We start from the raw sequence: 15721 nt of genomic DNA, 5'->3' as shown, positions 1-15721 counted from the left end.
CGCCCATGGCGTTCACCACCCGGCCGACGCTGCGCGGGACGTTCGGCATGGTCTCCTCCACGCACTGGCTCGCCAGTCAGTCCGCGATGGGCGTGCTGGAACGCGGCGGCAACGCCTTCGACGCCGCGGTGGCCGCCGGGTTCGTGCTGCACGTGGTGGAACCGCACCTCAACGGCCCGGCCGGGGAGGTGCCCGCGATCCTCGCCACCGCGGCCGACCCCACGCCGCGGGTGCTCTGCGGTCAGGGCCCGGCCCCGGCCGCCGCCACCGTCGCCCACTTCCGCTCGCTCGGCCTGGACCTGGTGCCCGGCGCCGGCCCACTCGCCGCGGTCGTGCCGGGCGCTGTCGACGCGTGGCTGCTGCTGTTGCGCGACCACGGCACCCGCACGCTCGCCCAGGTGCTGGAACCGGCGATCGGCTACGCCGCCGCCGGTCACCCGCTGGTCGGCGCCGCCGGGCAGACCGTCGCGCGGGTCCGGTCGCTGTTCACCGACCACTGGCCGACCTCCGCGCGGCAATGGCTCCGCGACGGCCGCCCGCCCGCGCCGGGGGAGATGGTCACCAACCCGGCGTACGCGGACACGCTGCGCCGCCTCGTCCACGCGGGACGGGCCGCCGGCACGGACCGGGAGGCGCAGATCGAGGCGGCCCGGCGCGCCTGGCGGGAGGGTTTCGTCGCCGAGGCGATCGACGCGTTCAGCCGGCTGCCGTTCCGCGACTCCAGCGGGCGTGCCCACGCCGGGCTGGTCACCGGCGACGACCTGGCCGGATGGTCGGCCACCTGGGAGGCGCCGGTCACGCTGGACTGGCACGGGCACACGGTCGCCAAGACCGGCTTCTGGGGCCAGGGCCCGGTGCTGCTGCAGACCCTGGCCGTCCTGGACGCGCTCGACGACCCGGCGGTCTACGATCCGTCCAGCCTGGACGGCATCCACGCGCAGGCCGAGGCGCTGAAGCTCGCGTTCGCCGACCGGGAGGCGTGGTACGGCGACACCGACGTGCCGGGCTCCGCGCTGCTGTCGGCGGAGTACGCCCGTTCGCGGGCCGCGCTGGTCGGTGACCGGGCGTCGGCCGGGTTGCGCCCCGGCCGCCCGGTGGGCGAGCCGCCCCGGCTTCCGTCCCACCTGCACGCCGACGTGCGTCGCGGGGCCGTTCCGCAGGACCCGAGCACCGGCGAGCCCACGGTCCGGGCCGACGGCGTGACCCGCGGCGACACCTGCCACGTCGACGTGGTGGACCGGTGGGGCAACATCATCTCTGCCACGCCCAGCGGCGGCTGGCTGCAGAGCTCGCCCACCATCCCGGAACTGGGCTTCCCGCTCGGCAGCCGGTTGCAGATGTGCTGGCTGGAGGAGGGGCTCGCGTCGACGCTGCGGCCGGGCCGGCGACCGCGTACCACGCTCAGCCCGACGCTCGTGCTGCGCGACGGCGAGCCGGTGATGGCCTGCGGCACGCCCGGCGGTGACCAGCAGGACCAGTGGCAGTTGCTGTTCCTGCTGCGGCACCTGGCCGGCGGGCAGGAGTTGCAGGAGGCGATCGACGCCCCCACGTGGCACGCCACGAGCTTTCCGGCGTCGTTCTATCCGCGCGAGGTCGAGCCCGGCGTGCTGGTGCTGGAGGACCGGATCGACCCGGACGTGCTGGCCGGCCTGCGCGCCCGCGGCCACACCGTCCGCCTGTCCGACCCGTGGAGCCTGGGCCGCATGTGCGCGGTGACACGCGACCCGCGCACCGGCGTCCTGTCCGCCGCGGCGAATCCTCGAGGCGCCCAGGGCTACGCCGTAGGCCGCTGACCCACCCTCCCACCGCCCCGCCCCGCCCCGCCCCGCCGACTATCCCCGCCGATCTTGCACGTGTCGCCCGGGCATAGCCGGCATAACGGGTGGGCGGCGGGCCGAAAGTGCAAGATCAACGAGGAGGGGCGGGGCGGGCGGGGGAGGGGCGGGGTCAGGTGTCGATGCGGGTGATGTTGCGGATCTTGTTGGCGGCGTCCAGCGCGGCCACCTTGTACGCCTCGGCCAGCGTCGGGTAGTTGAACACCGCGTCGAGCAGGTAGTCGACGGTACCGCCGCAGCCCATCACCGCCTGCCCGATGTGGACGATCTCGGTGGCGCCGGTGCCGAACACGTGCACCCCGAGCAGCCGCCCGTTCTCGGGTGACACCAGCAGCTTCAGCATCCCGTACGAGTCGCCGACGATCTGGCCACGGGCCAGTTCCCGGTAGCGGGCGATGCCCACCTCGAACGGGACGGACGCGTCGGTCAGCTCCTCCTCGGTCTTCCCGACGAAACTGATCTCCGGGATGGTGTAGATGCCGATCGGTTGCAGGTCCGACATGCCGCGCGCCGGTTCGCCGCAGGCGTGCTGCGCGGCCAGCCGGCCCTGTTCCATCGAGGTGGACGCCAGCGCGGGGAAGCCGATCACGTCGCCGACGGCGTAGATGTTCTCGACGCCGGTGCGGTAGTCCGCGTCGACGGTGATCCGGCCCCGGTGGTCGGCGGTGAGCCCGGCCGCCTCCAGCGCGAGGTCGTCGGTCTGCCCCTGGCGCCCGGCGGAGTACATCACGGTGTCCGCCGCGATCTTCTTGCCGCTGCGCAGCACGCAGAGCGCGGCGCTGCGGTGCTTCTCCACGGCGGCCACCTCCTCGCCGAAGCGGAAGGTCACCGACAGGTCCCGCAGGTGGTACTTCAGGGATTCGACGATCTCCTCGTCGCAGAAGTCCAGCATCCGCGGGCGGCGCTCGACCACAGTCACCTTGGTGCCGAGCGCGGCGAACAGGGACGCGTACTCCATGCCGATCACGCCGGCGCCGACCACGACCATGCTGCGCGGGACGGCCTGGAGGTTGATGACGCCGTCGGAGTCGACGATCGTCCGGTCGTCGAAGTCGACGCTGTCCGGGCGGGCCGGGCGGGTGCCGGCGGCGATGACCGCCTTGTCGAAGCTGACCCGGGTCTCCCGGCCGGAGCCGGCGTCCACCCACACGGAGTGGGCGTCGGCGAACCGGCCGGTGCCGGTGATCAGCGAGACCTTGTTGCGGGCCAGCTGGTTGCGGATGACGTCGGTCTGCCGGGTGATCACGTGCTGGGTGCGGGCGGCCAGGTCGGCGACGGTGATGTCCTCCTTGACCCGGTAGCTGCTGCCGTAGAGGTCGCGCTGGCTCAGCCCGGTCAGGTAGAGGACGGCTTCGCGCAGCGTCTTGGAGGGCACGGTCCCGGTGTTGATGCACACCCCGCCGAGCATGTCGCGGCGGTCGACGATCGCCACCCGGCGGCCCAGCTTGGCCGCGGCGATCGCCGCTTTCTGTCCACTCGGTCCGGAGCCCAGCACCAGCAGGTCGTAGTCATACACGAGCGCCAGCCTCGCAGGGTCTGGCAAGAGGCGCCAGCGGCGGGGCTCCGCGCCGGGGGTGGAGCGTGGAGCCCCGCCGGCTCAGCGGCCCTGCAGGGACCGGACGTTGTCGCCGAACGTCCAGCCCTTCGACCCGTCCCAGTTGACCGACCAGGTCATCAGGCCCTTGAGGCGCCCCTGGTAGGTGTTCCACGCCTGGGCCACCAGCGCCGGGCCCATGTAGCCGCCGCCGGCGCCGACCTGCGCGGGCAGCCCGGGGACCTGCCGGTCCAGCGGTACGCGGATGGTGGTGCCCTGGATGACCAGGCCCGCGTCGAGGCAGTTGGTCTGGGCGACGAAACCGGCCACGGTGCCGGCCGGGTACGAGTCACCGGCGCAGCCGTACATCGAGCCGTTGTAGTACTGCATGTTCAGCCACCACAGCCGCCCGTTGTCGGCGTACTTCTTCACGATCGGCAGGTACGCGCCCCAGATCGAGCCGTAGGTGACGCTGCCTCCGGTGACGTACGCGGTCTCCGGCGCCATGGTGAGCCCGAAGCCGGCCGGCATCTGGGCCAGCACCCCGTCGATGATCCGGATCAGGTTGGCCTGCGAGGGGGAGAGCTGGTTGATGTTCCCGCTGCCGGTCAGGCCGGTCTCGATGTCGATGTCGATGCCGTCGAAGTTGTGCCGCTTGAGGATCGGCACGACGGTGGCGACGAACCGGTCGGCCACCGCGCTGGAGCTGAGGTCGATGCCGGCGGTGGCGCCGCCGATGGACAGCAGCACGGTGAGCCCGGCGGCCTTGGCCTGGCACACCTGCGCCGGGGTTGGCACCTTGACGCCGGCGTCCATGCCGTCCTCCCAGAGCACGGTGCCGTCGGCGCGGATGACCGGGAACGCGGCGGTCACCACGTTGTAGCCGTGTCCGGTGATCCGGGAGTCGGTGATCGGGATCCAGCCGAGCCCGGGGTGCACGCCGTTCGCGGCACCGTCCCAGTTCTCCCAGTAGCCCTGGAGCACCCTGCCCGACGGCCGGGACCGCAGCGCGCAGGTGTCCCCGCCCGGCGTCGTCGGGGTCGGGGAGGCGGTCGGCGTCCGCGTGGGGGAGGCCGTCGGAGAGGCGGAGGGGGTGGGCGACGGCGGCCGGGTGGTCGGGCTCGGCGACGGCGTGCCGCCGGTGCAGGCGCCGAGGTCGGTCCAGAGGGCCGGTACGGCGGCCGGGTTCCAGCCCGCGCCGGCCGGCGGGGTGTGCGTGACGAGCGCCTGGTAGAGCCGGCCGCCATAGGTGGCGCGGCTGCCGGCGGTCCAGGTGACGCCCTCGGCCCAGACCGGCGCGTCACACGCGACGAGCGTGCCGACGGCGCCGGCCGGGGTGGCGGCGGTGGCGGGCAGGGCGGCGGCGGTGGCGGCGAGCAGCGCGACGCCACCGAGCAGAGCGGTCATCCCACGTCCGAGTCGCATGACATACCTCCTCATCGATGCGCCGGAGGTTATCAGTTAACTTTGTTAAATGTAAATGCGGCGTACCCTGTCACCACCCGGTTCACGGCGTGAAGCAGGAACGCAGGCCGCCGCGAGCGGCCGGGAAGGACGGCGGCGGACGTGGACGCCAGACGCACCACGGTGCGCGACATGCGCCGGGCCAACCGGTCGGTCCTGCTGACCCGGATCTGGCTGGACGGCCCGCTCAGCCGGCACGAGCTGGGCCAGTCCACAGCGCTCAGCCTGGCGAGCGTCAGCAACCTGGTCGGCGAGATGATCAACGAGGGTCTGGTCGAGGAGGCCGGCTCGGTCGAGTCCGACGGCGGCCGCCCCCGGGTCCTGCTGCGCGTCGCGCCCGGCTACGGCTACCTGGTCGGCGCCGACGTCGGCGAGACCCGGGTCCAGGTGGAGCTGTTCGACCTGAGCATGACCGCGCTGGCCAAGGCGGAGTACCCGATCACCGCGGCCGATCCCGACCCCGAGCGGGTCGCCGCGCACCTGCGGCACGGCCTCGCCGCGGTCATCGACCAGGCAGGCGTCGACCCCGCCGCCGTGCTCGGCTTCGGCGTCGCCGTCGCCGGCACCGTCGAGCGCACCGCCGACGCCGTGGTGCACGCCCAGACGCTCGGCTGGGACGGCGTCCCGCTCGGCGCGATGCTGCGCGCCGGCACCGACGTACCGGTGCACGTGGACAACGGCGCGAAGACGCTCGGCCAGGCCGAGATGTGGTTCGGCGCCGGCCGCGGCGTCCGGCACGCGGTGGTCGCCCTGGTCGGCTCCGGCGTCGGCGCGAGCGTGGTCGCCGACGGCGTCGGCTACCGGGGCGCGCACAGCAGCGCCGGGGAGTGGGGCCACACCACCATCGTGTACGGCGGCCGCCGCTGTCGCTGCGGCAACCTCGGCTGCCTGGAGGCGTACGTCGGGGCGGAGGCGGTGCTGGACCGGTTCCGCCAGGCCAACCGGGGCCGCCCGGCACCCGGCGCGGACGAGGAGTCCGCCTTCGGCGAGCTGCTGCGTTCCACCGGCCGCACCGCCGCGAAGGTGGTCGACGAGACGGTCGGCTACCTGGGCGCCGGGGTGGCGAACCTGGTGAACCTGTTCAACCCGGAGCGGGTGGTGCTCGGCGGCTGGGCCGGGCTGGCCCTGGGCGAACGGCACCTGCCCGCGATCCGCGCGGCGACCGCCCGGCACGCGCTGCGCCAGCCGTACGCGCAGACCTCGATCGAGCTGTGCCGGCTCGGACCGGACGCGGTCGCGATGGGCGCCGCCACCCTGCCGATGACCCGGCTGCTGCGCGACGGCGGCGTGCCCCGCGACCCGGCCGCCCGCCCGGGCCCGGCGTGGGGTCCGGGCCGCCGTCACTGACCTGACCGGCCCTGCCCCCACGCCGGACGACGTCAGCGCTGCCCGCGTACCCGCCGCACGGTGTCGCGGTACCAGAGCGCGCTGCGCTTGGGGGTGCGGCGCTGCGTGTCGTAGTCGACCCGGACGATGCCGAACCGCTTGTCGTAGCCGTACGCCCACTCGAAGTTGTCCAGCAGCGACCAGGCGAAGTAGCCGCGCACGTCCGCGCCGGCGGCCCGGGCGCGGGCCACCGCCCGCAGGTGCTCGGTGAGGTAGCCGACCCGGTCGTCGTCGGCGACGAACCCGTCGGCGTCCGGCTCGTCGTCGAACGCGGCGCCGTTCTCGGTGATCACCATGGGCGTGCCCGGGTAGTCGCGGTGCAGCCGCACCAGCAGGTCGGTGAAGGACTCCGGCACGATCTCCCAGTCCATCGCGGTACGCGGCAGGTCGCGGCGGACCACCCGGCGTACCGGCTTGCCGTCGTCGTCGCGGTCGCGGCCCTGCTCGTCCACCCCGGAGTGCAGCTGCCCGAAGTAGTAGTTGACGCCCAGCACGTCGATCGGGGTGGCGATGACGTCCAGGTCGCCGTCCTCCACCGGGATCCGCACGCCCTCGGCGGCCAGGTCGGCGATCACGTCGCGCGGGTACTCCCCGCGCAGCACCGGGTCGAGGTAGAGCCGGTTGCCCAGCCCGTCGGCGGCGCGCGCCGCGTCCCGGTCGGCCGCGCTGTCGGTCGCCGGGTCGGCGGTGGCCAGGTTCAGCGTGAGGCCCAGCTCGATCGGGGACCGGGCCGCCTCGCGCAGCCGCCGCGTCGCCAGCCCGTGCCCGAGCAGCAGGTGGTGCGCCGCGGCGATGCCGTCGCCCAGGTCGCGCCGGCCCGGGGCGTGGTTGCCGTAGGCGTACCCGAGCATCGCCGAGCACCACGGCTCGTTGAGCGTGGTCCAGGTGCGGACCCGGTCGCCGAGCGCGGCGAAGACCAGTTCCGCGTAGTCGGCGAACCGGTACGCGGTGTCCCGGTTCGGCCAGCCGCCGGCGTCCTCCAGCTCCTGCGGCAGGTCCCAGTGGTAGAGCGTCACCCACGGCTCGACGCCCCGGCCGAGCAGTTCGTCCACCAGCCGGTCGTAGAAGGCCAGCCCGGCCACGTTCGCCGGGCCGCGCCCGCCCGGCTGCACCCGGGGCCAGGCCACCGAGAACCGGTACGTGTCCAGCCCCAGGTCCGCGATGAGCGCGACGTCCTGCGGCATCCGGTGGTAGTGGTCGCACGCCACGTCGCCGTGGTCGCCGTTCGCCACCGCGCCCGGCACCCGGCAGAACGTGTCCCAGATCGACGGGGTGCGGCCGTCTTCGGCCACCGCGCCCTCGATCTGGTACGACGACGTCGCCACCCCCCACCGGAAGGTCGGCGGCAGCGTGTCGATCGGGTCCGGACCGGTGACTGACGACGGGCGGGTGAGGTCGGTGTCCATGGTTCTCCTCGCGGTTGGCGGGTGGTGGTGTCGGGCGGGTCAGCGGGACAGCGGCGCGACGGCCGGGTGCAGATGGCACGCGACGGCCCGCGCCGGGTCGTCGACGCGCGGCGCGCCGAGCACCGGCACCTGCTCGTCGCACCCGTCGAACGCCTTCGGGCAGCGGGGGTGGAACGCGCACCCGGACGGCATGGCACGCAGGTCCGGCGGGGAGCCGGGGATGCCGGTCAGTTCGCGGCGCGGCCCGTGCAGCGCCGGGAACGAGTGCAGCAACCCCTCGGTGTACGGGTGCAGCGGTTCGGCGTACAGCCGGGCGGCGGGCGCCTCCTCGACGATCCGGCCGCCGTACATGATCGCGATGCGGTCGGAGAACTCGACCAGCAGCGACAGGTCGTGGGTGATGAACAGCACCGCGAAGCCGAGACGTTCGCGCAGCTCGGCGAGCTGGCCGAGGATCTGCCGCTGCATCACCACGTCCAGCGCGGTGGTCGGTTCGTCCATGATGACCACCTGCGGTTCCAGCGCCAGCGCCATCGCGATCATGACCCGTTGCCGCATGCCGCCGGAGAGTTGGTGCGGGTAGCTGTCCAGCCGGTCGGCGGAGATGCCGACCAGGCGCAGCAGATCCTTCGCGCGGGCCAGCCGGCCCGCCGCCGTGCTCTTCGGCTCGTGCGCCCGGATCACGTCGAGCAGCTGGGTGGAGACCTTGTGCACCGGGTTGAGCGAGTTCATCGCGCCCTGGAACACGATCGACGTCTCCGCCCAGCGGAACTCGCGCAGCTTCGCCGGGCTGAGCGTGAGCACGTCGACCGGCGGGCCGTCGGCCGGGTGGTAGATCACCTGGCCGCCGCTGACCACGCCGGGCGGGGGCAGCAACCGGGTGAGTCCGTACGCCAGGGTGGACTTGCCGCTGCCGCTCTCCCCGGCCAGGCCGAGCACCTCGCCGCGGTGCAGCGTCAGGTCGACGTCGCGGACCGCACGGACCGCGTCCGCGCCGACGCCGTAGTCGACGCACAGCCCGCGGATCTCCAGCACCTGGTCGCTCATGGGGTCGCGTCCTCTCGGGTGGGGTCCGCCGGCCGCCGCATCGGGACCGGCGCCGGGTTCGGCGCGAGCACCGGGGTGAACCCGACGCGCATCGCGACGGTGCGGCCGTCGGCGGTCCGGATCCGGGTCCGGCCGCCGGTGCGCAGCCGCGGGCTGACGAACTCGTCGATGCCGAAGTTGATCAGCGCGAGCGCGGTGCCGAGCAGCGCGATGGCCAGCCCGGCCGGCACGAACCACCACCAGGCGCCCTGCGCCAGGGCCTGCTGCCCCTGGGCCCAGAACAGGATCGTGCCCCAGTTCCACGACGTCATCGACGAGACGCCGATGAACGCCAGGGTGATCTCCGACATCACCGCGAAGATGACGGTGCCGACGAAGCCGGAGGCGATGATCGCGGTCAGGTTCGGCAGGATCTCGAAGCCGATGATCCGCCAGGTCCGCTCGCCGGTGGCCCGGGCGGCCTCGACGTAGTCGCGGCGGCGTAACGACAGCGTCTGGGCGCGCAGCACGCGGGCGCCCCAGGCCCACGACGTGAGGCCGATGATGAGCGCCACGAGCGTGTCACTGGCCTGGTCGACGAGGGACGTGACGATGATGATCAGCGGCAGCGCCGGGATCACCAGGAACACGTTCGACACCGCCGACAGGCCCTCGTCGGCCGCGCCGCCCAGGTAACCGGCGGTCACGCCGATGAGGACGGACAGGATCGTGGCGAGCACGCCGGCGGTCAGGCCCACCACCATCACGCTGCGCGCGCCGACCAGGATCTGGCTGAAGATGTCCTGCCCGAGATGGGTGGTGCCGAACCAGTGCCGGGCCGAGGGCGCCTGGAGCACGTCGGCGCTGCGCGCGTCCGGGTCGTACGGCGCGATCCACGGCCCGATCACCGCCAGGAGCACGTAGACCCCGAGGACTGCGAGGCCGGTCGCGGCCTTGGCGTTGGCGACGAAGCGGAACCGGCGGCGGCGCGCCCGGGCCGACGGCTGCGCCATCGCCCCCTGGCCGGGGATGACCTGCTCGATGCTGGACGGGGAGAGTGTCATCGTTCAGCTCTTTCGGGTCCGCGGGTCGAGGAGCAGGTACGCCACGTCGGCGAGCAGGTTCGCCACCAGCACCGAGATCGTGATGATCAGGAAGATGCCCTGCATCAGCGGGTAGTCCTTCGCGCCGACGGCCTGGAAGAGCTGGAACCCCAGACCCGGGTACGAGAAGACGATCTCCACGAGCAGCGTGCCGCCGACGATGAAGCCCAGGGACAGCGCGAACCCGGACACGTTCGGCAGCAGCGCGTTGCGGGCGGCGTAGCTGAGCGCCACCCGGCGCTCGGACAGCCCCTTGGCGTGCGCCACGGTGATGTAGTCCTCGCTCGCGACGGTGACCATCATGTTGCGCATGCTGAGGATCCAGCCGCTCATCGACGACACCAGGATGGTCGCCGCGGGCAGGATGCTGTGCTGGATCGCGCTCGGCACGAAGTACGCGTCGAACGCCGGCACCAGGCCCGGCTCGTAGCCGCCGGAGGAGGGGAAGAAGCTGCCCGGCCCGGCGAACAGCGCGATCGCGACCAGGCCCAGCCAGAAGTACGGGATCGAGGACAGGAACGTGGTGGCCGGCAGCAGCCCGTCGATCCACGAGCCGCGCCGCCAGCCCGCGCCGACGCCGAGCGCGGTGCCGAGCAGGAAGCTGACGATCGTGGTGACGCCGACCAGGCCGACGGTCCACGGCAGGCTGCTCCCGATCACCTCCGACACCGGGGCGGGGAAGAACGTGAACGACAGTCCCAGGTCGCCGCGCAGGAGCTGTCCCCAGTAGGCGACGTACTGCTCCCACAGCGACCGGTCGGAGTCCAGCCCGAACAGCACCCGTAGCGATGCGATCGCGTCGGCGCTGATCCGGCCCTGGTTGCGGGAGATCAGCGACTGCACCGGGTCGCCCGGCACCATCCGCGGGATGAAGAAGTTGAGGGTGATCGCCGCCCAGGCGGTGAACAGGTAGAAGGCCACCCGTTGCAGCAGGAACCTCACCGCGTCGCCTCCGTCCCGGCCGTGTCGGTTCCGCTCTTCGCCGCCGCGACGGTCTCGGCGTCGAACAGCCAGCACGCGGCCCAGTGCCCCGGCGCGTCGTCGACCGGGATCGGTGGCGGCAGGTCGGTGGCGCAGCGCGGCATGGCCGCCGGGCAGCGCGGGTGGAACCGGCAGCCGGCCGGCGGGCGGATCAGGCTCGGCGGCTCGCCGTGCCCCCGCTCGGCCGCCGCCGCGCCGTCGCCGCCCGCGCCGGTGATCCGCTCCGGGTCCGGCGCCGATTCGATCAGCAACCGGGTGTACGGGTGGGCCGGGCGCTGGGTGACGGTCTCGCTGTCGCCGCCCTCGACCATCCGCCCGGCGTACATGACGATCGTCTCGTCGGCGAAGTAGCGGGCGGAGGCGATGTCGTGGGTGATGTAGAGGATCGCCAGGTCGAGCCGGTCCTTCAGGTCCTGGAGCAGGTTGAGCACGCCGAGGCGGATCGACACGTCCAGCATGGACACCGGCTCGTCGGCGAGCAGCACCTCGGGGTCGGCGCCGAGCGCCCGCGCGATCGCCACCCGCTGGCGCTGCCCGCCGGACAGCTCGTGCGGGAACGCGTCCAGGTAGCGCTCCGGCGGGGTGAGCGCGACCCGGGTCAGCAGGTCGGCGAGCGCCTTCTCCAGCCCGTCCGGGCCGGTCCCGGCGTTGCCGTGGATGCGCAGCGACCGGGTCAGGTGGTAGCGGACCGTGTGCACCGGGTTCAGCGAGGCGAACGGGTCCTGCAGGATCAGCTGCACCCGGCGCACGTACGCCCGGAAGCGGCGCCCGCCGCGGACCCGGGTCGACTCGCCGTGCAGGCGGATGTCGCCGGCCGTGCGCGGGTAGAGCTGGGCCAGCAGCCGCGCCACTGTGGACTTGCCGGAGCCGGACTCGCCGACGAGCGCGGTCACCCGGCCGCGGCGCAGCGCGATCGATACGTCGTCGACGGCGTGCACCACCGCCGGGGTGCGGGAGAGGAGGTCACGCAGCCGCCGGCGGACGGGGAAGTGCTTGGTCAGGCCGACGGCCTCCAGCACCACCTCGTCGGCCGGCGCCGGTGCGCTCTCGGTCAACGTCATGCCGCATTCCTGTCTGGGGTTGCCGGTAGCGAGGGGCGGGCGCCGCCGGCCCGGCCGGGCGATCGTGGCCGGGCCGGCGGCACCGGGTCAGCCGTTGGCCGGCTCGAGGTGCAGCACCACGTCCACCGCGTTGGGCTGGGTGGGCTGGAGCGCGCCGTACGGGTTCGAGTCGTCCGGCCAGCCGGTCCAGTTCTTCGTGCTGTACGCGCCGCCGATGTTGTCCGCGCCGACCGGGATCATCGGCATCTGCTCGACGAAGATCTTCTGCAGGGTGGCCATGGCGGTGGTGCGGGTGGCGTCGTCGGTGGCGTTGGCGTACGACACCAGCGCGTCGGTGGCCTCCTTGCTCTGGAACCGGCCGAAGTTGCCCGCCGGGGAGGCGGTGCCGATCGGCTTGAGCACGCGGCCGTCCATGATGGTCCGGTAGATGTCGTACGGCGTGGCGCCGCTCTCGGTCCACCGGAACGTGGCCTCGAAGTTGCCCTGCTCGACGTTGCGGAACCAGGCGTCCTGGTTGGCCTTGTCGACGGTGGCCGCGATGCCGATCTTCGCCAGGTTGCCCTTCACGATCTCCAGGCTGGTCTGGTAGTCGGACCAGCCGGCCGGGTCGGTGAGCCGGATGGTGACCGGCTTTCCGCTCTTGTCCTTGAGCGTGGTGCCGTCGAGCTTGTAGCCGGCGCCGGTGAGCAGCGCCTTGGCGCCCTCGACGTCGACCTTGTGCTCCTGGCCCTTGTACTCGGGCGCGATGAACGAGTCACCGGCCGGGCTGGGCAGACCGGTGACGCTCTTCACCTCGGGGTGGAAGTAGCCGGCCTCGGCGGTGGTGAAGATGTCCGCCCGGTCGATGACCATGTTCATCGCCTTGCGCAGCGTGGGGTCGTCGAACGGCTTCTTCGTGGTGTTCACGTAGAGGCCGTGGATGCCCAGCACCGGCGGCGCCCACATCTTGTGGTTCTTCTGGTCCTTGGCCACGAACACGGTCTGGTAGTTCGGGATGAAGACGAAGCTCCACTCCGACTCGCCGTTCGCCAGCGCGGTGGTCTGCGCGCTGTTGTCCGTGTACGAGGTGTACCGCAGTTCCTTGACCTTCGGCGGGTCCTGCCAGTAGCCGCTGTCGCGCACGGAGAGCGTCGTGGTCGCCGGCGTGAACGACTTCAGCGTGTAGGGGCCGCTGCCGACCGGCTGCTTCACCGGGTCGGTGGCCGGGTCGGCGATCTTCTCCCACAGGTGCTTGGGCACGATCGGCACCCGCCACAGCACCTTCTGCTGGTTGACGAACTGCGGGCTGGCCATCGAGATGGTGACCTCGTTGCCGCTGGCGACGGCGTCGGTGTACGGAACGCCCTGGTCGTTGAGGGCCGGGAACTTCTTCACCAGGTTGTAGGTGAACGCGACGTCCTCGGCGGTGACCTTCTGCCCGTCGGACCAGGTGGCGTTCTCGCGGATGGTCACCTTGACCGACTTGTAGTCCGACGACCACTCGGCCTTGGTGGCCAGCCACGGCTTGAACGGCTCGGCCGGCTTGACCGGGTTCCACATCATCAGCGGCTCGTAGATCTGCCACCGGTAGCCGAGCGACGCGCCGGCCGAGGTGGTGAGGAACGGGTTGTTGTTCTCCGCCTGCGGGCCGTTGGGCATGCCGACGTTCAGCACCGTCGCGGCCTGCCCGCTCTTCTTGTTCGCGTTCGGGCTGTCGCCGCAGGCGGCGGCGCCGGTGACCATCGCGCCGGCCAGCGCGAGGGCGAGGAGTTGCCGTCTTCTCATGGAGGTCTCCCTCGGTGGTCCCGCATTTCCTCGGGCGGGATGTGGTGGATGGAGGGTGTGCGGTGGAGCCACCGGCGGGCGGGCCCGCCGGCGTGGTCGCCGGGTGCGGCGGGGGTGGGGGTCAGGTGACGTGGGCGTCGATCGGGTCGCTGGTGTTCTCGTCCGCGCCGGTCGAGTCGCGGGCGGCGAAGCCGGTCGGGATGACGGTCGGGGTGTCCGGCAGCGGGGTGCCGGCGAGGTGGCCGATGAGCAGCCGGGCGGCCGCCGTACCCATCTCCCGCAGGGGCTGGCGCACGGAGCTCAGCGGCGGGTGGGTGTGCCCGGCCAGCGGCAGGTCGTCGAAGCCGACCACCGCCACGTCCTGCGGGACGCGCCGCCCGGCGTCGCGCAGCGCCTGCAACGCACCGGCGGCCGACAGGTCGTTGTGGGCGAAGACGGCGTCGAACGGTACGCCGTCGGCGAGCAGCCGCCGCACCGCCGCGCGCCCGCACTCGAAGGTGAAGTCGCCCTCCACCACGCGGTCCGGCTCGATCGGCACGCCCGCGTCGGCGTAGGCGCCGGCGAACCCCGCGAGCCGTTCCCGGGTGCAGCCGAACCGGCGCAGGCCGGTGACGACAAGCGGCCGGCGCCGGCCCAGCGCCAGCAGGTGCGTGGCGGCGGCCCGGGCGCCGTCCTCGTTCGTGGTCCGCACCGACGGGAAGCCGGGCTGGTGGCCCCGGTCGTCGATGAGGATGACCGGCAGGCCGCGCCGGTGCAGCTCGGTGATGTAGTCGAGCGTCCCCTCCGGTTCGACCACCAGCAGGCCGTCGAACGACTTGGCCGAGACCTGGGAGGCGAACCGGCGCATCGACTCGTCGCCGTGGGTGCAGGTGAACAGCAGCATGCCGTAGCCGGCGGCCTCGACCACGTCGGCCGCGCCCTGGAGGACCTCGCCCATCCAGGGCCAGGTCAGCGCCGGCACCAGCATCCCCACCACCCGGGTACGGCCCCGGGCCAGCCCGACCGCGCGGGCGCTGGGTACGTACCCGAGGTCGCTGATCACGGCGCGGACCCGGTCGGCGGTGCGGACGTGCACCTCGCCCTTGCCGTTGAGCACCCGGGAGACCGTCGTCTTGCTCACCCCGGCGCGGGTGGCGACGTCGGCGATGGTGATCGGCACGTGACGCTCCCGGATCGCAGGGATGAGCGGGGTGTTTCGGAACCGGTTGCGGAAGCGGTTCCGTGGCAGTCAACCCAAGTGGCGTCGGTCCCGTCAATCACAGATGAGTAACGATGTACTCCTAAGTTCGAGCCTTGAAAAAAGTGTCCCGGCTGGGCGTCTGCCGATCACGGCGATGAACAGGGTCGATGCCTTGTTTCCCGGCCCTCGGCCGTCCGAAATGGATGGTCAGGGGCGGGCGTACACGTCGCCCGAGTTGACCTCGTCCGGCAACGCGCGCAGGTACGCGGCCACAGCGGCCGCCTGGTGCCAGCCGGGCAGCGCGAACCGCATCTCGTCACCGAGCGCCACGGTGAACCGGGTGAAGCCGAGCGCGGTGAGCCGGTCCAGGCAGCGCGCCGTCAGCACCCGGGTGATGGTGGTGAACTCGAACGACAACGCGGGGACCGGCCGGCTCAACCCGGCCAGCACGGCGTCCTCGAACCCCTCCACGTCGATCTTCACGAACGCCGGCACGCCGTACGCGGCCACGAGCGCGTCGAGCGTGGTGCCGGGCACCTCGATCCGGGCGTCCCAGGTCTCGCCCTCCCAGCCGGGCGCGCCGTCGGCGGCGCGGACGAACCCGGGGGAGGCGGTGGACACCGTCGGGTTGGCCGAGTTCACGTGCAACCCCACCGGCCCGGCGGTACGCCCGCACGCCGCCTCCACCACCGTCACCGCGTCGTCGCCCGCGTACATCTCGCGCAGCGCCCGCGCGCACAGCGGCTGCGGTTCGACAGCCACCACGCGCGCACCCAGCCGGCGGAAGCTGCCCAGCCGGTCGCCCACGTGCGCGCCCACGTCGAAGACCAGGTCACCGGCGCGGACCAGCGGGGCGTAGAACGCGTCGAGCGCGGCGTCGCGCACCGGGTCGCCGTGATAGAAGTCCAGCGAGCGGCGCAGACCGGACATCTCCGGGTCCGCCTTGAGCGTCTCGATCACCCCGTCCCGCACCCCTCCGAC

Annotated in this window: 12 protein-coding genes; 2 read left to right on the top strand and 10 right to left on the bottom strand. The window is 72.8% G+C overall.

The window, feature by feature from the left end; translation table 11 throughout:
• Window positions 1–5: 5 nt before the first annotated feature.
• Complete coding sequence (locus O7604_RS24265; protein WP_281577885.1) at window positions 6–1793, top strand: gamma-glutamyltransferase family protein; 1788 nt, start codon at window positions 6–8, stop codon at window positions 1791–1793.
• A gap of 154 nt (window positions 1794–1947) precedes the next feature.
• Here O7604_RS24265 and sthA read toward each other — a convergent pair whose 3' ends face one another.
• On the bottom strand, window positions 1948–3351 hold the full coding sequence (gene sthA / locus O7604_RS24260) for a Si-specific NAD(P)(+) transhydrogenase (RefSeq protein WP_269706275.1): 1404 nt from the start codon (window positions 3349–3351) through the stop codon (window positions 1948–1950).
• 81 nt (window positions 3352–3432) lie between these two features.
• Window positions 3433–4794 (bottom strand): glycosyl hydrolase family 18 protein, encoded by a 1362-nt coding sequence (locus O7604_RS24255; protein WP_281577884.1) that lies wholly within the window; start codon window positions 4792–4794, stop codon window positions 3433–3435.
• Window positions 4795–4935: 141 nt separating this feature from the next.
• On the opposite strand from O7604_RS24255, the gene O7604_RS24250 reads away from it, so the two are divergent.
• Window positions 4936–6180 (top strand): ROK family transcriptional regulator, encoded by a 1245-nt coding sequence (locus O7604_RS24250; RefSeq protein WP_269706271.1) that lies wholly within the window; start codon window positions 4936–4938, stop codon window positions 6178–6180.
• A 32-nt stretch (window positions 6181–6212) separates the two neighbouring features.
• Here O7604_RS24250 and O7604_RS24245 read toward each other — a convergent pair whose 3' ends face one another.
• From O7604_RS24245 to O7604_RS24210, 8 genes are all read right to left on the bottom strand, one after another.
• On the bottom strand, window positions 6213–7625 hold the full coding sequence (locus O7604_RS24245; RefSeq protein ID WP_269706270.1) for a GH1 family beta-glucosidase: 1413 nt from the start codon (window positions 7623–7625) through the stop codon (window positions 6213–6215).
• Window positions 7626–7664: 39 nt separating this feature from the next.
• Window positions 7665–8672 (bottom strand): ABC transporter ATP-binding protein, encoded by a 1008-nt coding sequence (locus O7604_RS24240; protein ID WP_269706268.1) that lies wholly within the window; start codon window positions 8670–8672, stop codon window positions 7665–7667.
• Entirely contained in the window at window positions 8669–9715 is a 1047-nt protein-coding gene (locus O7604_RS24235) for an ABC transporter permease (RefSeq protein ID WP_269706266.1), read from the bottom strand. Before O7604_RS24235 ends, O7604_RS24240 begins: the two co-directional genes overlap by 4 nt.
• Window positions 9716–9718: 3 nt before the next feature.
• Entirely contained in the window at window positions 9719–10696 is a 978-nt protein-coding gene (locus O7604_RS24230) for an ABC transporter permease (RefSeq protein WP_269706264.1), read from the bottom strand.
• Complete coding sequence (locus O7604_RS24225; protein WP_281577883.1) at window positions 10693–11796, bottom strand: ABC transporter ATP-binding protein; 1104 nt, start codon at window positions 11794–11796, stop codon at window positions 10693–10695. Before O7604_RS24225 ends, O7604_RS24230 begins: the two co-directional genes overlap by 4 nt.
• A gap of 87 nt (window positions 11797–11883) precedes the next feature.
• Window positions 11884–13560 carry an ABC transporter substrate-binding protein gene (locus O7604_RS24220; protein WP_281577882.1) on the bottom strand — a complete coding sequence of 559 codons (1677 nt, stop codon included), beginning with the start codon at window positions 13558–13560 and terminating at the stop codon, window positions 11884–11886.
• Window positions 13561–13681: 121 nt separating this feature from the next.
• The gene (locus O7604_RS24215; RefSeq protein WP_269706258.1) at window positions 13682–14719 is read right to left on the bottom strand and encodes a LacI family DNA-binding transcriptional regulator; all 1038 of its coding nucleotides are present in this window, start codon (window positions 14717–14719) and stop codon (window positions 13682–13684) included.
• 228 nt (window positions 14720–14947) lie between these two features.
• Complete coding sequence (locus tag O7604_RS24210; protein ID WP_269707088.1) at window positions 14948–15670, bottom strand: FkbM family methyltransferase; 723 nt, start codon at window positions 15668–15670, stop codon at window positions 14948–14950.
• Between the last annotated feature and the right edge of the window lie 51 nt (window positions 15671–15721).

This window comes from Micromonospora sp. WMMA1947 (genome assembly GCF_027497355.1).
Lineage (GTDB): Bacteria > Actinomycetota > Actinomycetes > Mycobacteriales > Micromonosporaceae > Micromonospora.
This window is presented reverse-complemented; position numbering and strand designations above follow the sequence as displayed.